At 61.8% G+C, this 23,341-nt stretch carries 20 protein-coding genes; 14 read left to right on the top strand and 6 right to left on the bottom strand.

What is annotated here, in order from left to right:
• Positions 1–9: 9 nt before the first annotated feature.
• The 4 genes from K0H48_RS10840 (at position 10) to K0H48_RS10825 (ending at position 4,827) form a co-directional block, all read left to right on the top strand.
• The gene (locus K0H48_RS10840) at positions 10–951 is read left to right on the top strand and encodes an ABC transporter permease (RefSeq protein ID WP_099549170.1); all 942 of its coding nucleotides are present in this window, start codon (positions 10–12) and stop codon (positions 949–951) included.
• Positions 948–1,802, top strand: coding sequence for an ABC transporter permease (locus K0H48_RS10835; RefSeq protein ID WP_219267454.1), 855 nt, complete (start codon positions 948–950; stop codon positions 1,800–1,802). Before K0H48_RS10840 ends, K0H48_RS10835 begins: the two co-directional genes overlap by 4 nt.
• Positions 1,799–3,433: an ABC transporter ATP-binding protein gene (locus K0H48_RS10830; protein WP_219267453.1), complete on the top strand. Its 1,635-nt coding sequence runs from the start codon at positions 1,799–1,801 to the stop codon at positions 3,431–3,433. Before K0H48_RS10835 ends, K0H48_RS10830 begins: the two co-directional genes overlap by 4 nt.
• A 155-nt stretch (positions 3,434–3,588) precedes the next feature.
• Complete coding sequence (locus K0H48_RS10825) at positions 3,589–4,827, top strand: OprD family porin (RefSeq protein ID WP_257626944.1); 1,239 nt, start codon at positions 3,589–3,591, stop codon at positions 4,825–4,827.
• 167 nt (positions 4,828–4,994) lie between these two features.
• Here the strand turns inward: K0H48_RS10825 and K0H48_RS10820 are convergent, their stop codons facing one another.
• Positions 4,995–5,873 carry a GntR family transcriptional regulator gene (locus K0H48_RS10820; RefSeq protein WP_099549174.1) on the bottom strand — a complete coding sequence of 293 codons (879 nt, stop codon included), beginning with the start codon at positions 5,871–5,873 and terminating at the stop codon, positions 4,995–4,997.
• Positions 5,874–6,013: 140 nt separating this feature from the next.
• Between K0H48_RS10820 and K0H48_RS10815 the strand changes: the two genes are divergently transcribed.
• Genes K0H48_RS10815 through K0H48_RS10805 form a run of 3 tightly spaced genes read left to right on the top strand, consistent with a single transcriptional unit; the run spans position 6,014 to position 10,245 of the window.
• A complete protein-coding gene (locus tag K0H48_RS10815; protein WP_219267451.1) occupies positions 6,014–7,519 on the top strand; it encodes a serine hydrolase in 1,506 nt (501 codons plus the stop codon).
• A gap of 12 nt (positions 7,520–7,531) precedes the next feature.
• Complete coding sequence (locus tag K0H48_RS10810; protein ID WP_219267450.1) at positions 7,532–8,827, top strand: aminotransferase class III-fold pyridoxal phosphate-dependent enzyme; 1,296 nt, start codon at positions 7,532–7,534, stop codon at positions 8,825–8,827.
• Positions 8,824–10,245: an aldehyde dehydrogenase family protein gene (locus K0H48_RS10805; protein WP_219267449.1), complete on the top strand. Its 1,422-nt coding sequence runs from the start codon at positions 8,824–8,826 to the stop codon at positions 10,243–10,245. The genes K0H48_RS10810 and K0H48_RS10805 overlap by 4 nt, the downstream gene beginning before the upstream one ends.
• On the opposite strand, the gene K0H48_RS10800 is transcribed toward K0H48_RS10805, so the two are convergent.
• On the bottom strand, positions 10,232–11,170 hold the full coding sequence (locus K0H48_RS10800) for a GlxA family transcriptional regulator (RefSeq protein WP_219267448.1): 939 nt from the start codon (positions 11,168–11,170) through the stop codon (positions 10,232–10,234). The two genes, K0H48_RS10805 and K0H48_RS10800, sit on opposite strands and share 14 nt — an antisense overlap.
• Positions 11,171–11,357: 187 nt before the next feature.
• Here K0H48_RS10800 and K0H48_RS10795 point away from each other — a divergent pair, with 187 nt between their 5' ends.
• The 3 genes from K0H48_RS10795 to K0H48_RS10785 all read left to right on the top strand — a co-directional run bounded on the left by K0H48_RS10795 (position 11,358) and on the right by K0H48_RS10785 (position 13,844).
• The gene (locus tag K0H48_RS10795) at positions 11,358–11,966 is read left to right on the top strand and encodes a TetR/AcrR family transcriptional regulator (protein ID WP_219267447.1); all 609 of its coding nucleotides are present in this window, start codon (positions 11,358–11,360) and stop codon (positions 11,964–11,966) included.
• A complete protein-coding gene (locus K0H48_RS10790; RefSeq protein WP_219267446.1) occupies positions 11,963–12,640 on the top strand; it encodes a type 1 glutamine amidotransferase domain-containing protein in 678 nt (225 codons plus the stop codon). Before K0H48_RS10795 ends, K0H48_RS10790 begins: the two co-directional genes overlap by 4 nt.
• Positions 12,641–12,719: 79 nt before the next feature.
• The gene (locus K0H48_RS10785) at positions 12,720–13,844 is read left to right on the top strand and encodes an alkene reductase (RefSeq protein WP_219267445.1); all 1,125 of its coding nucleotides are present in this window, start codon (positions 12,720–12,722) and stop codon (positions 13,842–13,844) included.
• A 654-nt stretch (positions 13,845–14,498) separates the two neighbouring features.
• Here K0H48_RS10785 and K0H48_RS10780 read toward each other — a convergent pair.
• Positions 14,499–15,497, bottom strand: a complete 999-nt coding sequence (locus K0H48_RS10780; protein ID WP_219267444.1) for an NAD(P)H-quinone oxidoreductase — start codon at positions 15,495–15,497, stop codon at positions 14,499–14,501.
• A gap of 173 nt (positions 15,498–15,670) precedes the next feature.
• On the opposite strand from K0H48_RS10780, the gene K0H48_RS10775 reads away from it, so the two are divergent.
• Positions 15,671–16,738 carry an NAD(P)-dependent alcohol dehydrogenase gene (locus K0H48_RS10775; RefSeq protein ID WP_200434119.1) on the top strand — a complete coding sequence of 356 codons (1,068 nt, stop codon included), beginning with the start codon at positions 15,671–15,673 and terminating at the stop codon, positions 16,736–16,738.
• Positions 16,739–17,339: 601 nt separating this feature from the next.
• Here the strand turns inward: K0H48_RS10775 and mntP are convergent.
• Positions 17,340–17,903: a manganese efflux pump MntP gene (gene mntP, locus K0H48_RS10770; RefSeq protein ID WP_219267443.1), complete on the bottom strand. Its 564-nt coding sequence runs from the start codon at positions 17,901–17,903 to the stop codon at positions 17,340–17,342.
• Between the two features lie 261 nt (positions 17,904–18,164).
• Positions 18,165–18,737 carry a LuxR C-terminal-related transcriptional regulator gene (locus tag K0H48_RS10765; protein WP_138815063.1) on the bottom strand — a complete coding sequence of 191 codons (573 nt, stop codon included), beginning with the start codon at positions 18,735–18,737 and terminating at the stop codon, positions 18,165–18,167.
• A 130-nt stretch (positions 18,738–18,867) separates the two neighbouring features.
• Between K0H48_RS10765 and K0H48_RS10760 the strand changes: the two genes are divergently transcribed.
• Genes K0H48_RS10760 through K0H48_RS10750 form a run of 3 tightly spaced genes read left to right on the top strand, consistent with a single transcriptional unit; the run spans position 18,868 to position 22,945 of the window.
• Positions 18,868–20,046 carry an acetyl-CoA acetyltransferase gene (locus tag K0H48_RS10760; RefSeq protein ID WP_219267442.1) on the top strand — a complete coding sequence of 393 codons (1,179 nt, stop codon included), beginning with the start codon at positions 18,868–18,870 and terminating at the stop codon, positions 20,044–20,046.
• A gap of 3 nt (positions 20,047–20,049) precedes the next feature.
• Positions 20,050–21,585: a class I adenylate-forming enzyme family protein gene (locus K0H48_RS10755; protein WP_219267441.1), complete on the top strand. Its 1,536-nt coding sequence runs from the start codon at positions 20,050–20,052 to the stop codon at positions 21,583–21,585.
• A 37-nt stretch (positions 21,586–21,622) separates the two neighbouring features.
• Entirely contained in the window at positions 21,623–22,945 is a 1,323-nt protein-coding gene (locus K0H48_RS10750) for an MFS transporter (protein ID WP_219267440.1), read from the top strand.
• Between the two features lie 4 nt (positions 22,946–22,949).
• Here K0H48_RS10750 and K0H48_RS10745 read toward each other — a convergent pair whose 3' ends face one another.
• Positions 22,950–23,261 (bottom strand): hypothetical protein, encoded by a 312-nt coding sequence (locus tag K0H48_RS10745; RefSeq protein ID WP_219267439.1) that lies wholly within the window; start codon positions 23,259–23,261, stop codon positions 22,950–22,952.
• Positions 23,262–23,341: the final 80 nt, after the last annotated feature.

Here is a 23,341-nt window from a genome sequence, read left to right as displayed (position 1 = left end):
GGCCTGAGCATGTTGCGTTTTATTTTGCAAAAACTCGCGATGGCGATTCCGACACTGCTGCTGATCTCGGTGATGGTGTTCGCACTGATTCGCCTGATCCCGGGCGACCCGGCGCTGTTGATGCTCGGTGATATGGCCGACCCGCAAAGCCTGGCCGATATGCGCCACACCCTGGGCCTGGATCAATCGCTGGTCATGCAGTTCCTGATCTGGTTCAAGGCCGTAATGAGCTTCGACCTGGGTGTATCCATCAGCACCAAGCAGGCGGTATTACCGCTGATCCTGGACCGCTTCAGCGTCAGCGCCACCATCGTGCTGGTGGCGGTGTTGTTTGCCACGTTGATCGCCGTGCCGATTGGCCTGATCGCGGCCTGGAAACAAAACAGCGCGCTCGACCTTGGGTTGGTGTCCGTCGCCACCTTGTTGCTGTCGATTCCCAGTTTCTGGCTTGGCCTGCTGCTGCTGCATGCCTTTGGTATTCAACTGGGCTGGTTGCCGGTGGTGGGCTACGTGAGTTTTGCCCAGGCGCCGTGGCAAGCGATCAGCTACATGGTGCTGCCGGTGGTGACGCTGACCCTGGTTGAAGTAGGCGCGATTACCCGCATGGCGCGTGCCAGCACCATCGAAGTGCTGCGCCTGGAGTACATCGCCCACGCCCGCGCCAAAGGCCTGTCGGAACGTGCGGTGCTGTGGAAACACGCGTTGCCCAATGCGTTTGCGCCGACCTGGACGCTGGTCGGGCTGATCCTCGGCAACCTGCTGGGTGGAATCGCTGTGCTGGAAACGGTGTTCACCCTGCCTGGCATCGGCCGCTTGATGGTCGACGCGATTTTTGCCCGCGACTACCCGGTGCTGCAAGGCTGCCTGCTGTTGATCACCTTTATCTATGTGCTGGTCAACCTGTGTGTGGATCTGCTCTATCCGCTGTTCGACCCAAGGGTGAAGTTATGAGTTCGACTATTGCCGTGCCCGTAGCGGCCAAGCGCCGACGCGGGTGGGCGCCGGCCAATGCCGTGATCGGCGGCGGGCTGCTGGTGGTGTTGATCGCGCTGGCGTTGATGGGGTTGGTGTGGTCGCCGTTCGATCCGCTGAAGATCGACTTGATCGCGCGTTTCCAAGCACCATCGGCGGCCCATTGGTTGGGCACCGATGAGTTTGGTCGCGACGTGTTCAGCCGCTTGCTGATCGGTGCACGCACCAGCCTGTGGGTGAGTTTGCTCACGGTGACGGTGGCGGTACTGGCCGGCACCGTGATCGGCATGCTCGCCGGGTACTTGCGCGGTTGGACCGACCGCGTGTTGATGATGTTCAACGATGCGCTGCTGGCATTTCCCGGCATCCTCATGGCGCTGGGCATCATGGCGATTATCGGTGCCAGCAAATACGGCATCGTGTTGGCCCTGGGCATTGCCTACACGCCCTCGGTGGTGCGGGTCGTGCGCGGCACGGTCTTATCCCTGCGTGAGCTTGAGTACATCGAAGCCTCGCGGGTCATCGGCAACTCCGAGTTGTACACCATGCTGCGCCACATCGCCCCCAACTGCCTCGCGCCACTGTGTGTGCTGGCCACCAGCATGTTCGGTTGGGCGCTGCTTTCGGAAAGCGCCCTGAGCTTCCTCGGCCTTGGCGTACCGCCACCGGCCGCCACCTGGGGCAACATGCTTGCCAGCAGTCGGCCGTATATCGCCTCGGCACCTTGGCTGGGTGTGTTTCCGGGGCTGTTTATCTGCCTGACGCTGTTGGCGATCAACTTGTTTGGCGACGCACTGCGTGACCGTCTCGACCCCCGGATGAGGAAATGAACATGCCCGCCAATTGTGTTTTGTTGAGTGTGCAAAACCTGAAGATCCGCGTCGGGGAACATGGCCCGCTGGCCGTCGATGACCTGAGTTTCTGCATCGCGCCGGGCGAGATTGTGGCGTTGGTGGGCGAGTCGGGCAGCGGCAAGACCATGGCCGCTCGCGCTGCCATCGGCTTGCTGCCGTTGCCCATGCAAGTGTGTGGCGGGCGCCTGGATTTCCAGGGCCGCGACCTGGCCACGGCCGGCTCTGAAGAATTGCGCGCGATACGTGGTGCGAGCATCGGCATGGTGTTCCAGGAACCGATGGTGTCGCTCAACCCTGCGTTGAAAATAGGCCAGCAGATGAGTGAGGCGCTCAGGTTGCACACCGACCTCGACCCGCCGCAGATCCGCGAGCGCTGCCTGGCCATGCTGCGTCGCATCGGCATCAAGGCGGCCGAACGCTGCCTGGAGTCCTACCCGCATCAGTTTTCCGGCGGCATGCGCCAGCGCATCATGCTCGCCTCGGTGATGCTGTTGCGCCCGGCGCTGTTGATCGCCGACGAACCCACCACTGCCCTCGACTGCCTGGCGCAGTTGGACGTGATCGAGTTGATGCTGGAGCTGACTCGCGAACAGGGCACGGCCATTTTGTTTATCAGCCATGACCTGTCACTCGTGGCCCGCTATGCGCACAAAGTGGTGGTGATGCGTCACGGCCAGGCGGTGGAGCAGGGCAGTACCCAAGACATCCTGCTGGCGCCCAAGGCCGAGTACACCCGCCAACTGCTTGAAGCCTTGCCACGGCGTGGCGAGCTGGCAGCATTGCCGGCGAGCAGCACGCCGTTGGTGGAGATTGATCAAGTGTGCATCGAACACCCAGGGCCGACTTCGTTTTGGGGCAAGCGCCAGTACCAGCGCGTGGTGCATTCGGCCAGCCTGGCGATTGCACCTGGTGAAACCCTGGCACTGGTGGGCGGCAGTGGCTCGGGCAAAACCACCCTGGGTCGCTCGCTGGTCGGGTTGATCAAACCTTGTGCCGGGTCGATCCGCTTCAAGGGCGTGGATATCCTCAAGGCCGCCAACCGTACCCACCGGCTGCAGTGCCAGATGATTTTCCAGGACCCATATTCGTCGCTGAACCCACGGATGAAAATCGGCCAGATCCTTGCTGAACCCCTGCGCCACGAGCCCGGTTTGAATGCCGCCGAGCGGCGTGAGCGCGTCACGCAAACCCTCAAGGATGTCGGCCTGGGTGAGGAGTATGTCGAACGCTTTCCCCACCAACTGTCCGGTGGCCAACGCCAGCGTGTCGCTATTGGCCGCGCGCTGGTGCGCCGCCCGCAATTGGTGGTCGCCGATGAGCCGATTTCGGCCCTGGACATGACCATTCAGAAACAGATCCTCGAACTGTTCGAGCGCTTGCAGGCGCAGTACGGTTTTGCCTGCCTGTTCATTTCCCATGACCTGGCGGCCGTAGAGCGCATCGCCCATCGCGTGGCGGTGATGCACCAGGGCGAGGTCGTGGAAGTGGGGGCACGCGAGCAGATCTTCGATGCTGCGCAGCACCCCTACACCCGCCAGTTACTGGCGGCCGCCAGCCCACTGGAGAAACTGCCGGGCGGCGGCTACCGAATACGACCGGCAACTTAACCCCCTGATTTCATCCGGCGCGCGGGCCTACATGCCTGCGCGAGGGTGAACGTCGTGCCCAAAAAAACAATAAGACCTACTCACCGAAATGACTGCCAGGAGCCAACAACATGCCTAACAACACGCTCAACCTGATCTTCAAGGGCGCCGGTCTTATGAGCGGGGGCCTGCTGTGCGCCCCGGTCCAGGCGGACTTTATCAAGGACAGCAAGGCAGATCTGGACTTGAAAAACTATTACTTCAATCGTGACTACCGCGAAGACGCCGGGCAATCCAAACGCGAGGAGTGGGCGCAGGGTTTTATCCTCAACCTCAAGTCGGGCTTTACCGAAGGCACCGTGGGGTTGGGTGTTGACGTGGTGGGCATGCTCGGCTTGAAACTCGATTCCAGCCCGGACCGCTCGGGCTCCGGATTGCTGTCGCGCGATAACGATGCTGCGCCGGGTAAACCGAGTTACTCCAGGCGTGCGCATGACGAGTACTCCAAATACGGCGTGACCGGCAAGGTACGTGTTGCACAGAGCGAGTTGCGCAGCGGCTACCTGCTGCCGGACTTGCCCACGTTGCAACCCAACACTAGCCGATTGTTCCCGCAGACGTTCCGGGGCACGCAGGTGACCTCCACCGACATCGCCGGGCTGGCGCTGATTGGCGGGCAGATTGACCAGACCAAACAGCGTGAGTCCACCGAGTACGAGGATATGGGGCTGACCAGTCAGAGCGGGGCTTACAAAAGCACCGCCAGAAGTGATCGTTTTCGATTTGCCGGCGGCGATTACAGGCTCACGCCGGGCATGACCCTGAGTTATCACTTTGCGCAGCTGGAAGATATTTATCAGCAGCACTTTATTGGGCTGAAAAACAGCGTTGCGCTGGGCGGCGGCCTGCTCAAGACGGATATCCGATATTTCGATGCAGACACCTCAGGTGCCGGTTCGGCGGGCAACGTGGATAACCGCGCGCTGAGTACGCGGGCGATGTTCAGCTACAAGGGGCATAGCGTGGGTGGCGGGTATCAGGAGCAGTACGGCACAACGCCGTTTACCTATGTGGACGGCACCAATACCTATCTGTTTTCCGAGTATCAGTTGAGTAACTTCTCGCAAACCAATGAACGGGTCTGGCATGCGCGGTATGACTTTGATTTTGCGGCGCTGGGGGTTGCGGGGCTGACATTCTCTACGCGCTGGGCCAAGGGTGACCGGGCGCAGGTGAAGGGGTTGGCGGGGGAAGGGCGGGAGTGGGAGCGGGATATTGATGTGGGGTATGTATTCCAGTCGGGGGCGCTGAAAGGCGTTTCATTGCGCTGGCGCAATGGGTTGAGCAAGGCCAATTACCTGCGTGACATGAATGAAAACCGTGTGATCGTCGGTTACACCGTGGCGCTTTGGTGATGCACGTGTTTGCGCTGAAGACGCTGTCTTTGTGTGGTAGCTGGCTGGCCTGCGATGGCGGGCTTGCTGGCCAGAGCCATGTGTCAGGCGCTGGAGGACTTGGGTCGGGGTACATTGCCCCAGGTGGGCGTAACCGCTGCAGCGGATATGCCCCCAATCCACACGCCTCAGCTTTTGTTTCGCGCCACCCGCAACTTGCTCGCCACATCCAGATGCCGATGCAGCAACGTCGACGCCCACTCATTATCGCCTTGCTCCAACGCATCCAGAATCGCCAGATGCTCCTGGCACGACACCCGGACCCGCTCCACATTGTTCACCGTGTGAAACTCGGTCAACCGTCGCAACCGGTTCTGCTGCTGGATCGCCTGCAAGATATAGCCATTACCGGAAGCCGCCGCCAGCAGCTCATGAAACTCCGCGTTGCACTCGATAAAACGCTGCCCATCAACCGTGCCCTCCAACAATTCCATCTGCCGCTCCCGGCAGCGGCGAAACTGCTCTGGGTTGATAGTGAACGTCGGCTCCAACAGCCCCGCCGGCTCCAGCAACATGCGGAAGCGGTAGCTCTCAAAGCGCGTCTTCGGGCTGTTCAGCGTTGGCAAAAACTGCCAGCCATGCCCGTGCTTGCGCTGCATCACACCCTCATCAGACAAGCGCAGCAAACACCGGCGCAGCACGCTTTTGCCGACACCGTAGCGGCGCAGCAAATCACTTTCGGAAATCTGGTCGGGCAGCACTTGGTTCAAACGGTCATCGATCAAGCGCGTGTACAGCTGATCTTCTTCGTTATGCAACGCACTGACCTGTTGCGCCAAGCCATCGCCGGCCTCCAGCGGCACACGAAAACCCTGCTGCGCCAGCGGCTCGATGGCTTTCTGTGTGGCCAGGTACGACAGCGCGCTGCGGATCGGCGAGCGCGACACGCCCAGGCGCTGGGCCAGTTCCACTTCTTTGAGGTGCATCCCGGGTTGCAGGTCGCCGCTGGCGATGGCGGCCAGGATCTGTCCGGCGACTTTGGTCTGCAGCGAGGTGAGTTGGGGCATGGCGTGAAGTCGATCCTGTGACAAGGGAGGCAAGAATACCCGGAAAACTGAATTATAGGCGGCTCAAATACATGAAGACCGCCGTGAGTAAAACCTTATCTGCATTATTTGAAATATAAAAACATCAAAGAGGACCGATCATGACCTACATTCCGTTGCCCAGGGCCTTGCCCCATGAACGCGGTGTCGACCCCGCCGGCATTGCCGATTTTATCCAGGCCGTGACCCTGGCGGGTCTTGAACTGCACAGTTTCATGCTCTATCGCCAAGGTGCGGTGGTGGTCGAGGCGTTTTGGCAACCCTACTCGGCGCACCGCATGCATGTGCAGCATTCGGCAACTAAAAGTTGGACCGCCACCGCGATCGGCCTGTTGGTGGACGACGGTCGCCTGCGGCTTGACGCTAAGGTCGTCAGTTTCTTCCCCGAGCTGTGCCCGCAGCCCATCAGCGCCAACCTTGCGGCCATGACCGTGGAGGATTTACTGACCATGCGCACCGGCCATGCACGCGGGATTTCCGGCGGAGACTGGCGCAACCTGCAAAGCAGTTGGGTCGAGGCCTTTCTCAACGAGCCGGTGGACGAGCCGCCGGGCCAGGCGTTTATCTACAGCAGTGCTTCCAGCTTCATGCTTTCGGCGATTGTCACCCAAGTGACCGGGCAGACGATGCATGCCCTGCTGCAGGCGCGTGTCCTTGATTACCTGGGGCTCGACAAGCTTGCGTGGGACCTGGCGCCGGGGGGCTTCAACGCCGGCGGCAATGGCTTGAGTTGCACCAGCGAAGACGCGTTGAAGTTCGGCGTGTTGCACCTCAACCACGGCCAGTGGCAGGGCCGCCAGCTGTTGTCGCCACAGTGGGTGGCACAGGCCACGCGCAACCAGGTGCAGGACGTGTGGATGGGCGAGTTCGACGGCAAGCAGTACCTGCCACGGGACAAAAACAAGGGCAACGAAGCCCAGCGCGAAGGCTATGGCTACCAGTGGTGGATGACCGAGCACGGCGGCTATTACGCCTCGGGGGTGTTCGGCCAGCAGTGCATGGTGCTGCCGGAGCAGGACACGGTGATGGTCTTCACCTGCGGCCTGCGCCTGGGCGAGAAACGCTTGCACCAGGCGCTGTGGCAGCATCTGTTCCCGGCGCTGGGGCGCACTGCTGCGGATGCTCAAACCAGCCAAATGCACTTGGACGTGCTGATCGAGGGCCTGCGCCTGCCCGGGCTGCCAGGCCTGCATGCCTCGCCCGCCAGCGCCGCCATGCAAGGTCGGTTCGCCATCGAACCCAATGAGGACAGTGTGCGCGAGTTGGCCTTTGATTTCCAGGGCGAGTACTGCGATTTCACCCTGGTTGACCACCGCGGCACCCACCACATACGCGCCGGCTTGTGGCAACCGATCGAAACCACCACCAGCATGACCGGCAACTACCTGCATCACCAGTATCAACCCGAGCAAACGCCGGTGATTGCCCAGGCGCGGTGGACGCCCGAGGGCGAGTTGCATATGGATTGGCGCTTTGTTGAAACCGCATTCGGTGACCACGTGCGCTGCCGCCTGCTTGAGGGTCGCCTGTATTGCGACCGAGGTGTGAACACCAACGCCGGTGCCTTGCAACGGCCAACCCTTTTCGGCGTACGCACACAGTCTTAAGGAGTGCACGCAATGACCTCTTCCCTATGGGCGCCCTTTACCGCGATGCGCGCCTTCAACCGTCAGCCGATGTTGTTTGATCGCGCTGCCGGCATGCATTACACCACCACCGAGGGGCGCGAGGTGCTCGACGCCATGGCCGGGCTCTGGTGCGTCAACGCCGGTCACGGCCAGCCGCGTATCGTCGAGGCGATTCGGGAAGCGGCGGGGCGCCTGGACTTTGTGTCCTCATTCAAGATGAGCCACCCTGCGGCGCTGACCCTGGCTGATCGTCTTGTGGCAACGGCCCCGACGGGCCTGGATAAAGTGTTTTTTACCAACTCCGGTTCCGAAGCGGTGGACACCGCGTTAAAGATCGCTCGCGCCTACCATCAGGCGCGCGGCGACTGCCGCCGCACCAAGCTGATAGGCCGCGCCAAGGGCTATCACGGCATGGGGTTTGGCGGTTTGTCGGTGTCGGGGATTGGCCGCCAGAAGCGCGACTTCGGCCCGTTGCTGGGTGATGTGGCGCATTTGCCGCTGCCCTATGATGCGGGCTCGCGTTTCAGCCCGGGTCAGCCGCAGCAGGGCGCGCACTATGCCGATGCCTTGTTGCAGTTGCTGGAGATCCACGACCCGGCAACCGTGGCGGCCGTGATTGTCGAGCCGGTCACCGGTTCCGGCGGCGTGTACGCACCGCCCCTGGGCTACCTGCACAGATTGCGCGAGATCTGTGATCGTCATGGCGTGCTGCTGATTTTTGATGAAGTGATCACCGGTTTCGGCCGCCTCGGTCATGGGTTCGCCGCCCAGGCTTTCGGTGTTACGCCAGACCTGATGACCCTGGCCAAAGGCCTCACCAACGGCGCGGTGCCCATGGGCGGCGTGCTGGTCAGCGGCGCGGTGTACGAGGCCTTTATGCAAGGCCCGGAGCAGGCCATCGAGTTGATGCATGGGTACACCTATTCAGCGCATCCACTGGCGTGCGCAGCGGGTTTGGCGACCCTGCAGGTGCACGAGGAACTGGCTATCAACACCCATGTTCAGCAGCTGGCCCCGCTCTGGCAAGCCCGCGCGCTGGCGCTGCGTGAACAACCGTGGGTGCTGGATGTGCGTGCAATTGGTTTGCTCTGTGCGGTCGAACTCAAGCCGCGCGAGGGTGCGCCGGGTGCGCGGGCCGGGGAGGTCGCCCAGCGCTGTTACAAGGCGGGCGTGCTGGTGCGCGCGTCCGGGGACAATATCCTGCTGTCGCCGCCGTTGATCATCAGCGAGGAGCAGGTCGCGCTGGTTTTCCATACCTTGGGCGCTGCGCTGGAGGCGACGCGATGAACCACCGGGACTTTTACATCGACGGCCAATGGGTCAAGCCATTGGGGGCCGAAACCCTGGCGGTGGTCAACCCAGCCACCGAGTGCGTCATCACCCGCATCAGCCTGGGCACTGTCGCCGATCTGGACCTGGCGGTGGCTGCCGCTCGGCGCGCTTTTGACAGCTACAGCCAATGGTCACGCGAGCAACGCCTGGAGCTGTTGGCGGCGATCATCGACGGCTATCGCCAACACAGCGAAGCCCTCGCGCAGTGCGTGCACCAGGAGATGGGCGCGCCATTGTCGCTGGCGCGCAGCGCACACGTGCCGGCAGGCCTGGGCCATCTGCAACGGGCCTATGAACTGCTGAAAGACTACGCATTCGAGCGCCTCCACGGCAGCACTCTGATCAGCCGTGAGCCGATTGGCGTGTGCGGGCTCATCACGCCGTGGAACTGGCCACTGAACCAGCTGACCTGCAAGCTCGCCCCAGCCCTGGTGGCGGGCTGCACCCTGGTGCTCAAACCCAGCGAAAAGGCGCCGCTGTCGGCCCTGTTGCTGGCCGACATCCTGCATCGCGCCGGGGTGCCCAAGGGCGTGTTCAACCTGGTCAATGGTGATGGGCCGACCCTCGGCGAGGGGATTGCCCGCCATGCCGATATCGACATGGTTTCCTTTACCGGCTCGACCGGCGCAGGGGTTGCGGTGGCCAAGGCGGCCGCGCTAACGGTCAAGCGGGTCTGCCAGGAACTGGGCGGCAAGTCGGCCAACCTGATCCTCGCGGATGCGGACTTCGATGCAGCGGTGCGCCACGGCGTCAGCAGTTGCTTTCGCAACAGCGGGCAGTCATGCAACGCACCGACGCGCCTGCTGGTTCCACGGGCCATGCAGGCCCGTGCGGTACAGATTGCCCGAGAGGTGGCGGCGCAAGTGTGTTTTGACGACAGCAACCCGGCCACGGCCATCGGGCCGCAGGCCAATCAGGCGCAGTTCGAACGCGTACAGAGGGTGTTGGGGGCAGTCGCCCAGGCGCCGGTATGCGGTGGCGTGGGGCGGCCCGAAGGGCTGACGACGGGTTTTTATACGCGGCCCACGGTGTTCGCCGACGTCGACCCGCAGTCGCCGATTGCCCGTGAAGAAGTGTTCGGGCCTGTATTGGTGATCATCCCGTACGACAGCGAAGCGCAGGCGATCGCAATTGCCAACGACAGCCCCTACGGTCTCTCCGGTTACGTCAGCGCCGGCACCCTGGAGCGCGCGCGTTTCGTGGCTCGGCAACTGCGCACGGGCATGGTCCACCTCAACGGTAGCAAGGCTGACAATGGCGCGCCATTTGGCGGGTACAAGCAGTCGGGCAATGGTCGCGAGTGGGGCGTGTTTGGCTTGGAGGATTACCTGGAGGTGAAGTCGATGTTCGGTTATGCGCCTAACCCGGATTGAACAACACCTGTTGCATGGCCTGGGGCGGTTGCCCGAAGGCACGCAAAAACGCCTGACGCATGCGCTCGCGATCACCAAAGCCGGTTTCGCGGGCCACCACTTCGACCGGGTGGCGGCTGGTTTCCATCATCGCCCGGGCCGCTTCCACGCGCAGTGATTCGATGGCTTTGGCCGGCGTTTGCCCGGTTTCTTCGCGAAACACCCGGCTGAACTGGCGCGGGCTCAGGCGGGCAACCTCGGCCAGGGCTTCCACCGACAGGTCGTGGGTCAGGTTTTCACGGGCATAGGCCAGGGCCAGTTGCACGCGGTCGGACTTGGGGTCCAGTTCCAGCAGGGCCGACAATTGCGACTGCTCACTGCCGCGACGTTGCGCAATCACCAGTTTGCGTGCGATGCGCCGGGCCAGGTCGCCGCCCAGGTCGGCCTCGACCATGGCCAGTGCCAGGTCGACACCGGCGCTCATGCCGGCGCCGGTCCAGATCTGGCCGTCGACCACGAACAACTTGTCCTCTTCGAGTTGGATGTGCGGGTAGCGCTTGCGAAAGGCGGGCGCGTGGATCCAGTGGGTGGTGGTGCGCTTGCCGTCGAGCAAGCCGGCTTCGGCCAGCACGAAAATGCCCATGCACAACGAAGCTACGCGCCGTGATTGGGCGGAGGCGGCCTTGACCAGTTCGAGCAGGTTGGCTTCCGGCAAGCGAAATTCCAGATAGCCGCTGACGATCAGCGTGTCATAACCCTGCGCGCGGATCGGCGTGGTGTTCACCGAAAAGCCTTGGGAGGTCATCACAGCGCCACCGCTTTCCGACACCAGGTGAAACTCATAGGCCGGCTCGCCGCGCAGCAGGTTCGCGCATTCAAATACCGAGCCCAGGCTGAGGCTCAGGGATTGGAAGTTCGGGTAAACCATCAGCGCAACGCTGTGCATCATTGTTCTCCAAAAAAACGCGGGCCAAGGGCGCGAGAGTGGTGATTGTCGGCGCGTGCCGGGTAAACGGCAACCGGCTTTGTGGCATGTCCGGAATCCTTGCGCATATGACATTGTTGAAGGTTTGCATGGCGCCTAACATCCCCTCAACGAACTAGACGACTGGTCTAATCGGACGGGAAGCGTGATGAACAACCAAGCTAAAAGTACTCGGCAGGTCATTCTGGACACGGCGCAAGTGATTGTCGGCCGCAAAGGATTTTCTGCGGTGGGCTTGAACGAAATACTGCAAGCCGCCGAGGTGCCCAAAGGCTCGTTTTATCACTATTTCAACTCCAAGGATGCCTTCGGCGTGGTCTTGCTCGACAGCTACTTCGACCACTACGTCAACGGCATGCAGCAGCTGTTCGATCAACCCGGACTGTCCGGCTTCGCCAAACTGATGCGCTATTGGCACTCCTGGGTCGACAACCAGACCGGCTGCACCGACACGGGCAAATGCCTTGCCGTCAAACTCGGTGCCGAGGTGTCAGACCTTTCAGAGCCGATGCGTCTGGCCCTGCAGCGCGGTACCGCACGCACCATTGCGTTGCTGGCCGAAGCCTTGCAGCACGGCGTTGAAGACGGCTCGCTGGCGGCACAGTCACACCCCGAAAGCCTGGCCCGGCGCCTGTATGCGTTGTGGCTGGGGACCAGCGTCATGAGCAAGATCACCCGAACATCCGCGCCGTTTGATGAGGCGCTGTTACTGACTCAACACCTACTGCAACCCATCGATCGAGGCACTGGAAAATGAAAGTATTAATGGTACTGACCTCTCACGACCAGCTAGGCAATACCGGTCGTAAAACCGGCTTCTGGCTCGAAGAATTTGCCGCGCCCTATTACACCTTCAAGGACGCCGGTGCCGAGCTGGTGCTGGCATCCCCGGCCGGTGGCCGGCCACCGCTGGACCCTGTAAGCGACCAGCCGGATGCGCAAACCGATGATACCCGCCGCTTTGCCGCTGACCCAGCCGCCCAGCAGGCGCTGGCCAACACGGTCAAGCTGGACTCGGTGAACGCTGCCGACTTCGACACGGTGTTTTACCCAGGCGGTCACGGGCCATTGTGGGACCTGGCCGAATCGAAAACCTCGGTCGCGTTGATCGAAGCGTTTGAGCGCGCCGGCAAGCCTATCGGTTTTGTCTGCCATGCGCCGGGTGCGCTGCGTCACGTCAAGGCGGTCAACGGCGAGCCATTGGTGAAGGGCCGTCGTGTGACGGGCTTCTCCAACTCCGAAGAAGCTGCGGTTGGCCTGACCGATGTGGTGCCGTTTTTGATCGAAGATGATTTCAAGGCCCTCGGTGGCCTGTATGAGAAGGGCGCCGACTGGCAATCCTTCGTGCTTGAAGATGGCTTGCTGGTGACGGGTCAGAACCCTGCCAGTTCCAGTGATGTGGCCAAGGTCCTGCTGAAACTCACCGCGTAAATTAACTAACCGTTACAGGCATTGGCGGCTCTCAGGAGCCGCCAACGCTTTTGTTCACCCTGAATTTGGACAGTGACTCATGACGATGCATGTTTTAAATACCCCGATAAAGCTGGGGCATCACACTCTGAACAACCGGGTTGTGCTGCCGCCCTTGACCCGTCAGCGCAGTGCGCAACCGGGTGATATCGCCACCGACCTGATGGCCGAGTATTACCGCCAACGTGCCACTGCCGGTTTCATGGTCAGTGAAGGCACGCAGATCGAACCGCGTGGCCAGGGTTATGCGTGGACGCCGGGTATCTACACACCAGCGCAGATCGACGGCTGGCGCAAAGTTACCGAGGCGGTGCATGCCGATGGCGGGGTTATTTTCGCGCAGCTCTGGCATGTTGGCCGTGTGTCCCATAACGCGCTGCAGCCGGATGGCGCAGCACCCGTGGCGCCGTCTGCGCTTGCGGCGCTGCAAGCGAAGGCGTTCATTGAAACCGGCCCTGGCGTGGGTGAATTGAAACAGCCGCCGGTGCCGCGCGCATTGAGCGTGCTGGAGATTGAGGAGTTGGTGGGGCACTACGCCCAGGCGGCACGCAATGCCTTGGACGCCGGGTTCGATGGGGTGGAAATCCATGCTGCCAATGGTTACCTGGTCAACCAGTTCATCTCTGCGCATGCCAACCAGCGCGACGACGAATACGGCGGCTCATTGCACAATCGCCTGCGCTTTCTGCGCGAGATCGTTGAAGCCGTGACGGCCGTGGTCGGGCCTGAGCGCCTTGGCGTGCGTTTTTCGCCGTTGTTCAGCGGCACGGAGCAGGACCGCGTGTATATCGGCCTGGTGGAACAAGACCCGCATCACACCTATATCGAGGCGATCAAGGTGCTGGAGGCGTCGGGCATTGCCTACGTGTCCATCGCTGAAGCCGACTGGGACAACGCACCGGACCTGCCTGAAACCTTCCGCCAGGCAGTGCGCAGCACCTTCAGCGGGCGCATCATCTACGCCGGGCGCTACACCGCGGAGCGCGGTGCAAAGCTGGTGAAGGCGGGGCTGGCGGACTTGATCGCATTCGGGCGCCCGTTCATTGCCAACCCGGACCTGCCACGGCGGCTTTTCAATGGCTGGCCATTGAACCCGCTGCGGGCGGAGGGCATGTACGGCGGCTCGGCACAGGGCTATACCGATTACCCGGTGTACGCCGGGTAAGTGCGCCAAGCCGCTGCGATGGCGGTGGTTCAGGTGGTTTATATTTCGCCCGTGCCGCCGCTTTCGCAGCCTCGCTGGGGCTCGACAGCTCCCACATTTGAGCTTTGTCGCTAGTGAAATCTGCGTTCAATGCGATGGCCCTGAAAACCGAACCTCCAGCAACACAGCCGATTCCCTGTGGGAGCTGTCGAGCTTTAGCGAGGCTGCGAAAGCGGTGGTTCAGGCAACAAATGTATCGCCTATGCCGCCGCTTTCGCAGCCTCGCCGGGGCTCGACAGCTCCCACATTTGAGCTTTGTCGCTGGGTGAATCTGCGTTCGATGCGATGGCCCTGAAAACCGAACCCCAGCAACACAGCCGATCCCCTGTGGGAGCTGTCGAGCTTTAGCGAGGCTGCGAAAGCGGTGGTTCAGGCAACAAATGTATCGCCTATGCCGCCGCTTTCGCAGCCTCGCTGGGGCTCGACAGCTCCCACATTTGAGCTTTGTCGCTAGTGAAATCTGCGTTCAATGCGATGGCCCTGCAAACCGAACCCCCAACAACACAGCTGATTCCCTGTGGGAGCTGTCGAGCTTTAGCGAGGCTGCGAAAGCGGTGGGTCAGGCAACTAATATGTTGCCTATGCCGCCGCTTTCGCAGCCTCGCCGGGGCTCGATTACTTAACTTGCAGCACAATCTTGCCGATATGGTCGCCACCTTCCATTCGCGCATGGGCCTGGGCGGCGTCGGTGTATTCGTACACTTTGTCGATGATCGGCAGGCAGCGCCCGGCGGACAGCACCGGCCATATGTATTCGCGCAGCTGCTCAGCGATTGCGGCTTTCTCGTCCTTGGTGCGAGCGCGCAGCAACGAGCCGGTGATGACAGCGCGTTTGCCGAGGATAGTCAGCAGGTCGACGTCATTGGCTTTGCCGCCGCCGAGGAAGCCCAGCATCACCAAGTGCCCGTCCATGCCCAAGGCCTTGAGGTTGTTGTTCAGGTAGGAGGCTCCCATGATGTCGAGGATCACGTTAACGCCCTGGTCGCCGGTCTTCTTGGCGATGACCTCGGCGAAGTCCTGCTCGCGATAATTGATCGGCTCGGCGCCCAGTTTGGCAATCGCCGCGCATTTGTCGGCACTGCCGGCGGTGGCGAACGCCTGGATGCCGAACTCCTGGCAGAGCATCAGCGCGGTGGTGCCGATGCCGCTGGTGCCGCCGTGGATCAACGCGCGTTGGCCCTTGTGCGCGCCACCCAGGCCGAACAAGTTGGCCCATACGGTGAAAAAGGTTTCTGGCACGGCAGCGGCTTGAATCCAGTCCATGCCTTCCGGAATCGGCAGGGCCTGGCTGGCGGGTACGGCGCAGAACTGTGCATAGCCGCCACCATTGGTCAGGGCACAGACCTTGTCGCCCAGGCTGTATTCATTGACGCCGGCGCCCAGCGCAACCACTTCGCCGGCCACTTCCAGGCCCGGTATCGGGCTCATCCCGGGCTTCATCGGGTACTTGCCGGCGCGTTGCAGGGCATCGGGACGATTGACCCCGGCGGCATGCACGCGGATCAGAATTTCGCCGGGGCCGGCTACCGGTACGTCTGCGCGACGCGGTTGCAGGACCTCAGGGCCACCGGGCGTGGTGATTTCTATCAGGGTCATTTCTTTGGGCAGTGTCATGTGAGCCTTCCTGTAACGATGAGCGTGTGGGTTGGGACCGTGGCGGCCGGTCAGCGGTTCAGCGCAAAAAATGGCGAAACCGGACGAAGGGCGGTGGTGTACGAACTCGGTTGAACGGTTCAGCGTCTATGCTGGTCCACTGACCTCTACCGTCAGATCAACAGGTGAACCAAATGGCCAAGACTTATAGCTACGCCGCGCGGGATTCCAAGGACTCACTCAAGCCTTTCACCTTCGAGCGGCGTGCGCCAGGGGCGGATGATGTACAGATCGATATTCTTTACTGCGGCGTGTGCCACTCCGACCTGCACACCGTGCGCAACGAGTGGCACAACACGCTTTATCCGTCGGTGCCTGGTCATGAGATTGTCGGCCGTGTGACGGCGGTGGGCGCCAATGTCAAAAAATTCAAAGTCGGCGACCTGGCCGGTGTCGGCTGCATGGTCGACAGCTGCCAGGCGTGCGCTTCCTGCGCCGAGGGCGAGGAGCAATACTGCGAGAATGGCTTTACCGGCACTTATAACGGCCCGATGTTTGGGGGTGAAAACACCTTCGGCGGTTACTCGGACAACATCGTGGTCAAGGAGAAGTTCGTGCTGCGCATCTCCCACGGCGATGCCAACCTGGCGGCCGTGGCGCCGTTGCTCTGTGCCGGGATCACCACCTATTCGCCGCTGCACCATTGGAAGGTTGGGCCGGGCAAGAAAGTGGGGGTGGTCGGCCTCGGTGGTCTGGGCCATATGGCGGTGAAAATCGCCCACGCCATGGGCGCTCACGTAACGCTGTTTACCACCTCACCGAACAAGCGCGAAGATGGTTTGCGGCTGGGCGCCGATCAAGTGGTGGTGTCGAAGAACCCGGACGAAATGGCCAAGGTCGCCAACAGCCTGGACTTTATCCTTAATACCGTGGCTGCGCCGCACAACCTTGACGCATTTATCAGCCTGCTCAAGCGCGACGGCACCATGACCCTGGTCGGCGCACCCGACAGCCCGCACCCGTCACCGGCGGTGTTCAACCTGATCTTCAAGCGCCGCAGCCTGGCCGGTTCGCTGATCGGCGGTATCCAGGAAACCCAGGAGATGCTGGACTTTTGTGCCAAGCACAAGATTGTCTCGGACATTGAGATGATTGATATCCAGGGCATCAATGAAGCCTACGAGCGGATGCTCAAGGGCGATGTGAAATACCGGTTTGTGATTGATATGCAGAGCTTGAAGAAGGAAAGTCACGCGGCGTAAAGCGTGCCTTCATTCAGCACTGAGCAGTGCTTTTGTGTGGGCGCGGGCTTGCTTTCTGTGGAGGGTTGTTGGTGTGCATATCCGTTGCTGCGGTGATGGCGGCTTATGGTTCCGCCCTGACGGCGGGTCACTTTTGGCAAACGCCCGGAATGCCGGCCCAGCCAAAAGTAACCAAAGGTCTGTGCCCCACCACTTGGCACCTCGCTAATGCTCGGTGTGCCCTCACTCCGGCTTGAATCCGTGGGCCGCGGCGATGGGCCATCCTTGGCCCAGCGCGGCTAACCCGGCGTCCTGCCGGGTTACCCACGGATTCAAGCCTGCGTTCGGCCATCGTGGTTGACGGGGCGTCTGAGATCAAAAGCAGATCAAGATCTACAGCACGGCGGCCTGAAAGCCGACCTGAGTGGTTGAAGCAAGAGCCAGATCAAGTGCAAAGCAAAAGTCTATCTACCTGATGCAACGCGGTTTAAGTGTGGGAGCGAGCAAGCCCGCTTCCACAGTTGACCGCATGCAGTTTTGAATATGAGGTCGACTGCGGATTTGCATGCACTGAAGAGCTGCTTTTCTGTGGGAGCTGTTCAATATTTGAGGTTGTAGCTTTTCAGGCCGACAAGTGCTCGTAGAGTATCGTCGCACCCACCAGCATCAGCACCACGCCGCCGACCATCTCGGCGCGCTTGCCTACTACCGTCCCCAACGCCCGCCCAAGCATCATGCCGATGGTCACCATGGTCATGGTCGCCAGGCCAATTGCCGCCGCAGCCACCAGAATATTCACGTCGACAAACGCCAGGCCTACGCCCACCGCCAGTGCATCGATGCTGGTGGCAAAGGCTGTTACTGCGAGAATCATGAACGAATGCTGGCTGGGTTTCTCCACTTCATCGTCATCGGCCTTGAGCCCGTTCCAGATCATGTGCAAACCCAGCGCCACCAGCAGGGTAAAGGCGATCCAGTGGTCCCAGTCCTCCACCCAGCGCGTGGCGGCGTGGCCGATGGCCCAGCCGATCATGGGCGTGATGGCTTCGATCACACCAAAGATCAGGCCGGCGCGCAGCGCTTCGACCAAGCGTGGTTTGTGCAGGCTGGAGCCTTTGCCGATGGCCGCCGCAAAGGCGTCCGTGGACATGGCCAGGGCGAGAAGAATAAGAGAAATGGGGTTCACGGTAAGGCTTCCAGTCGGGCTGTATGAGTCAACGACACAACCACACGCCCGACTTTAGGCATGGATGTGTCGCTGGTCTCACCAACCACAACGGTGTTCGTACCACGGCAGGTTGCCGAATATGTTGATACGAACGCTTCTGAACGGGTCAGAAGCCGGTTACTCCCCAACGAAGGGCCGCAGCATAGCCGGCCAGATATGAAAAAACTGTCAATGCCCTGCAAATTCCGCTGGGCGACGTCCGGCAAAGTTCTACGACTGTCACGCCACCATAATAATCTTCGACACCAACTCCACCACCGTCTTGGCCTGCAACTTTCTCATCAAGCGCGCCCGGTGCACCTCCACCGTGCGGTGGGATATCGCCAGGCGCAAGGCGATTTCCTTGGACTTGAGGCCATTGACGATGTGCATGGCGATTTCCCGCTCCCGTGGCGTGAGGTCGCCGGTGCCCTGGTGGGTGCGGTCCAGGCGCTCGAAGTGCCAGATCATCAGCTTGAACGGGTCTTTGGGCGTGAGGGTGTAGCCGTGGGACTTGGCCCAGAACACTTCGCCGTTCTGGTGCTGCATAAAGCGCTCGTCGGAGTAGAAACCGTTTTCGCTTTCCAGCAGCCAATCATGGCTACGCTTGCCAATGGCATGGTAGTCAGCCTGGGAAGGGTAGATCAGCAGCGTCAGTTGGTTGACCAATGCGTCGCGCGAATAGCCGAACAACTGCAGGAAAGCCTCATTACAGTCGACCATCACGCGGTTGCGGGTGACCAGTTGCGGCGCGGGGGAGAGCTGGAACGCCAGGCGTTCTATGTCGTGGAACTGCTGTGCAAACGCGTTCATTGGGCATCCTGCCTCGTCGCTTTTCTCAACTGGGGCTACTTAGCCATGTAAGTAGTTGCACGAATTGGCGCGCGCCCAACGGTGGGCCATTGTAGGTAAATGTCCGCACCAAAAATAGAAGAAATTGATTATGCCAGCTGATTGCGTCTCCATTGTTGCCGCCGGTCATTCACGTTTTGGTCGCCTTGAAGGCACCAGCCTGGAGGATCTGATCGTACAGGTCACCCGCGAAGCCCTGAAAGACGCGGCCATTGACGCGAGCGAGATCGACGCGTTGTTCCTTGGCCACTTCAACTCCGGGTTGGTGCCCGACGGGTTCCCGGCCTCGCTGCTGCTGCAGGCCGACCCTGGGCTGCGCTTCAAACCGGCGACCCGCTGTGAAAACGCCTGCGCGTCCGGCTCGGCGGCAATCCTGGCCGGGGTCCAGGCGATCCTGTCCGGCAGCGCCGAGCTGGTATTGGTGGTGGGCGCTGAAAAGATGACCCACACCACCACCGCCGAGGTGACCCAGGCCCTGGCCGGCGCCGGCTATCAGAACGACCCGGCCGAAGCGGGCTTGAGTTTCCCGCAGCTGTTCGGCCGCGCAGCGCGCCAATATGCCGAGCGCTATCACTGCCCGCTGGGTTCGATGGCGGCCATCGCCACCAAGAACCACTCCAACGCCATGGCCAACCCGTTGGCGCAGATGCACCGGGTGATGGATTTTGAGCACTGCAACAACGTGTCCAAGAGCAACCCGTTTGTGGCCGAGTCGTTGCGCCTGACCGATTGCTCGCTGATCAGCGATGGCGCCGCCGCGATCATCCTGGCTTCGCCCAAGCGTGCGCGGGCGTTTCGTCGTGATGTGCAGATTCGCACGCTGACCCAGGTCAACGATTGCCTGCCGATTGCCCAGCGCGACATCCTCGCGTTTGAAGGCCCGCAACGCGCGATCCACACGGCGTTGCGCGGGGCGAATATCACCCTGGCCGACCTGAGTTTCGCCGAGGTGCATGACTGCTTCACCATCGCCGAACTGCTGATCTACGAAGCCATGGGCCTGGCGCCCAAAGGTGAGGGTCACCGTGTGCTCGACAGTGGCGTGGTGCGCGCGGGCGGGCGGTTGCCGGTGAACCTGTCCGGCGGGCTCAAGGCCAAGGGGCATCCGGTGGGCGCCACCGGTGTGTCGATGCATGCCCTGGCGTTTCGCCAATTGACCGGCGAGCCGATCGGCCTGGCGGTGCCCAACCCCGAATTCGGCCTGGTGTTCAACATGGGTGGGATGGCGGTGGCCAACTATGCCTCGGTTCTGCACGCGCGCCGGAGCTGAGCCATGAACATTGCCAACTGGCTGCACGACACCCAGCGCCGCGACCCGCAACGCCCGGCGTTGTTTGAGGGCTCGCGGCACGTCGCCGACTACGCGACCTTCACCGCCCATGTCCGCCAACGCGCTGCGCAACTGGTCGACCAATATGGCCTGGTGCCGGGCGATGCGGTGGCGCTGCTGATGAAGAACAGCTGCGACTACCTGGAGGTGCTCTACGCCATCTGGTGGCTGGGTGGCGTGGTGGTGCCGATCAACGCCAAATTGCATCCGGCAGAAGCCGCGTGGATCGCCACGAATGCCGAGGCTCGCCTGATCTTTACCGACGGCGGCCGGGTATTTGCCTCATCCCGGGATTTGCCTGCGCGCTGCAAGGAACTGGACGCTCACACGCTACCGCCAACCCGTGGCTGGCCGACCCTGGAGCAGCCGGCGCCGCGCCAGGATCAGGACCTGGCCTGGCTGTTCTACACCTCGGGCACCACCGGGCGTTCCAAGGGCGTGATGTTGTCCCACGGCAACCTGATCGCCATGTCGCTGTGTTACCCCACGGATGTCGACTCGGTGAGTGCCGACGACGCAGCCGTGTATGCGGCGCCGATGTCCCACGGGGCGGGGCTGTACAACTTTATCCATGTGCGCTGCGGCGCTCGGCATGTGGTGCCGGCCTCCGGCGGTTTTGATGCCAGCGAGCTGTTCGGCCTGGCGGTGGAACTGGGCAATGTGTCGCTGTTTGCCGCGCCGACCATGGTCAAACGTATGGTCGAGCAGGCGCGGCGCCAGGGTTATGGCGGCGAAGGTATCAAGACCATCGTCTACGGCGGCGGGCCGATGTACCTGGCGGACCTGCGCGAGGCACTCGACACCTTCGGCCCGCGCTTGGTACAGATCTACGGCCAGGGCGAAAGCCCGATGACCATCAGCGTATTGCCCCGCGCGGTAATTGCCGACCGCCAGCGTGCAGATTGGTCAACCCTGGCGGCGTCTGTCGGCCACGCGCAAGCCTGCGTTGAAATCCGCATTCTTGATGCACGGCACCAACCGCTGGCGCCCGGCGAGCGCGGTGAAATCGCCGTGCGCGGCGCCACGGTGATGCAAGGTTATTGGCGCAACTCAGAGGCCACCGCGCAAACCCTGGTGGATGGCTGGTTGCTCACCGGCGATATCGGCTTTCTCGACCCGGCCGGCTACCTGACCCTCACCGACCGCTCCAAAGACGTGATCATCAGCGGCGGCAGCAATGTGTACCCGCGTGAAGTCGAGGAAGTGCTGGTGCAGCATCCGGACGTGTCCGAGGTGTGTGTGGTGGGCGAGCCGGACGCGCAATGGGGCGAGTCAGTGGTGGCCTTTGTGGTCACGCGCAGCGGGCAGGCGCTGGACGAGGGCGAACTCACGGCCTGGTTTCTGCAGCGCATGGCCTCGTTCAAAAAGCCCAAAAAGTATGTATTCAGAAACGATTTGCCCAAGAACAGTTACGGCAAAATCCTCAAGACCGACTTGCGGCAGTGGTTGAAAGCAGCGAGTATCGCCGCGCTTTCCTAGTTTTCATGGACAGAACAACCGACAAGGAGTCCCTTCGATGGGCAATACAGCGCAAGACACGCAGCGCAAGCGCCGCCGTGCATTTCTCGGTGCCACCTCCGGCCACTTGATCGAGTGGTACGACTACGGCGTCTACGGCTTTCTCGCCGTGTACATCGGCCAGGCGTTTTTCGTCTCCGATGACCCCACCACCAGCCTGCTCGCCAGTTTCGCGGCGTTCGCCCTGAGCTTCTTTATCCGGCCTCTGGGCGGGCTGTTCTTCGGCCCGCTGGCGGACAAGATCGGCCGGCGCAAAACCCTGATCATGGCGCTGGTAATGATGACCGGCTCCACTGTAATGCTGGGCCTGTTGCCCACTTACGCGACCCTTGGCATTGCCGCGCCAATCCTGCTGATCCTGGTGCGCTGCGTACAGGGCTTCTCGGCGGGCGGCGAAATCGGCACCGTCACCAGTTTTATCTCTGAATACGCCGGCCCCGGCCGCCGTGGTTTTGCCACCTGCTGGCTGATGGTCACCGCCGTGCTCGGCCTGCTGCTGGGTGGCGCCGTGGCTAACGGCATGACCTGGATACTGGGCGCCGAGATGATGCAGGAATGGGCCTGGCGCGTGCCGTTCCTGATCGCAGCGCCGTTGGGCTTTATCTCCATGTACATCCGCCTCAAGCTCGAAGACAGCCCAGAGTTTCTGGCCCTGCAACGCGCCGGGCAAACCTCCCGCGCGCCGCTGCGCGAAGTCTGGCAGTGGAAGCGCGCCATCGCCCTGGTGTTCTTCATCATCACCTTGCACAGCTCGATCTTCTATCTGGTGCTGACCTTCGCCTCGACCTACATGGCCAAGATCCTCAAGTTCGACAGCGGCACTACCTTGCTCTATGTGTTTGTCGCCAGTTTCTCGGCGGCATTTGTAATGCCGTTTGGCGGCGCCTTTACCGACAAGTACGGGCGCAAGCCGTTCCTGATGGTGATCGGCACGTTGGCCACGCTGGCGATGTTCTGGCTGTTCAAATCGGCGCCTACCGCCACGCCGGCGTCGTTCTTTGCGCCGTTGATGGCGGTGGCGATCCTGTTCGGGTTGTACGCCTCATCCACCTACGCGCTGATGAGTGAGTTGCTGCCCACGCGCATCCGTTCCACCGGGATTGCCGTGGCCTATAACGTACCGGTCGCGGTGTTTGGTGGCAGCGCGCCGCTGATCTCCACTTGGCTGATCAAGGTCACGGGCGACATCACCTCGCCCTGGTACTTCTACGTGGCCACCGGTGTGGTATCGCTGATTGCCCTGGTGGTGTTGCGCAAAGAGGACTTTGTTGCCAGCGCTAGCCCGGTGGTTGTGGCGCCTGCAGCGGCAGCGCTGGCCTGATTGCTCAGGGGCGTTGGGGTTTGACCGACGTCCCGAACGTATTGCCCATGCGGTTACTGGTCGCCGCCGGTGTGGCTAACCCCACCTGGTTTGGCGGCCGTTTGTGTACCGGGAGGTTCTGCGCCTCGCGGTTCTTTTGCGCGGCCTTGGTCGCGTCCGGGTCATTGCCCATCTGCTGGCTCAGGCAGCCATAGTCGGGCGCCTTGTAGCCATCCACCGTCACTTCCGTGCAGCCTTGGGCAGCGGATTCGGCGTGGGCGAGCAGTGGCAAGGCGGCGCACAGCAACAGGCTGGCGAGGGTGCAAAAGCGCTTCATCAGAGCCTCCTGGCAGGCCCGCAGGGAGGGGCCATTAGTGCTGCAAAGTGTAGTGCAGCGGGCTTGCCGTCACCGTGATG

This window comes from Pseudomonas sp. Xaverov 259, assembly GCF_019352915.1.
GTDB lineage: Bacteria > Pseudomonadota > Gammaproteobacteria > Pseudomonadales > Pseudomonadaceae > Aquipseudomonas.
This window is presented reverse-complemented; position numbering and strand designations above follow the sequence as displayed.

Excerpts from the sequence above, each read along its gene's own strand:
- K0H48_RS10840 (WP_099549170.1), top strand. The coding sequence starts at position 10 with ATGTTGCGTTTTATTTTGCAAAAACTCGCGATGGCGATTCCGACACTG.
- K0H48_RS10780 (WP_219267444.1), bottom strand. The coding sequence starts at position 15,497 with ATGACACTGCCCAAAGAAATGACCCTGATAGAAATCACCACGCCCGGT.
- K0H48_RS10775 (WP_200434119.1), top strand. The coding sequence starts at position 15,671 with ATGGCCAAGACTTATAGCTACGCCGCGCGGGATTCCAAGGACTCACTC.
- K0H48_RS10825 (WP_257626944.1), top strand. The coding sequence starts at position 3,589 with ATGAGCGGGGGCCTGCTGTGCGCCCCGGTCCAGGCGGACTTTATCAAG.
- K0H48_RS10750 (WP_219267440.1), top strand. The coding sequence starts at position 21,623 with ATGGGCAATACAGCGCAAGACACGCAGCGCAAGCGCCGCCGTGCATTT.
- K0H48_RS10795 (WP_219267447.1), top strand. The coding sequence starts at position 11,358 with ATGAACAACCAAGCTAAAAGTACTCGGCAGGTCATTCTGGACACGGCG.
- K0H48_RS10800 (WP_219267448.1), bottom strand. The coding sequence starts at position 11,170 with ATGCACAGCGTTGCGCTGATGGTTTACCCGAACTTCCAATCCCTGAGC.
- K0H48_RS10765 (WP_138815063.1), bottom strand. The coding sequence starts at position 18,737 with ATGAACGCGTTTGCACAGCAGTTCCACGACATAGAACGCCTGGCGTTC.
- K0H48_RS10760 (WP_219267442.1), top strand. The coding sequence starts at position 18,868 with ATGCCAGCTGATTGCGTCTCCATTGTTGCCGCCGGTCATTCACGTTTT.
- K0H48_RS10820 (WP_099549174.1), bottom strand. The coding sequence starts at position 5,873 with ATGCCCCAACTCACCTCGCTGCAGACCAAAGTCGCCGGACAGATCCTG.
- K0H48_RS10785 (WP_219267445.1), top strand. The coding sequence starts at position 12,720 with ATGACGATGCATGTTTTAAATACCCCGATAAAGCTGGGGCATCACACT.
- K0H48_RS10830 (WP_219267453.1), top strand. The coding sequence starts at position 1,799 with ATGAACATGCCCGCCAATTGTGTTTTGTTGAGTGTGCAAAACCTGAAG.
- K0H48_RS10745 (WP_219267439.1), bottom strand. The coding sequence starts at position 23,261 with ATGAAGCGCTTTTGCACCCTCGCCAGCCTGTTGCTGTGCGCCGCCTTG.
- K0H48_RS10790 (WP_219267446.1), top strand. The coding sequence starts at position 11,963 with ATGAAAGTATTAATGGTACTGACCTCTCACGACCAGCTAGGCAATACC.
- K0H48_RS10835 (WP_219267454.1), top strand. The coding sequence starts at position 948 with ATGAGTTCGACTATTGCCGTGCCCGTAGCGGCCAAGCGCCGACGCGGG.
- K0H48_RS10815 (WP_219267451.1), top strand. The coding sequence starts at position 6,014 with ATGACCTACATTCCGTTGCCCAGGGCCTTGCCCCATGAACGCGGTGTC.
- K0H48_RS10805 (WP_219267449.1), top strand. The coding sequence starts at position 8,824 with ATGAACCACCGGGACTTTTACATCGACGGCCAATGGGTCAAGCCATTG.
- K0H48_RS10755 (WP_219267441.1), top strand. The coding sequence starts at position 20,050 with ATGAACATTGCCAACTGGCTGCACGACACCCAGCGCCGCGACCCGCAA.
- K0H48_RS10810 (WP_219267450.1), top strand. The coding sequence starts at position 7,532 with ATGACCTCTTCCCTATGGGCGCCCTTTACCGCGATGCGCGCCTTCAAC.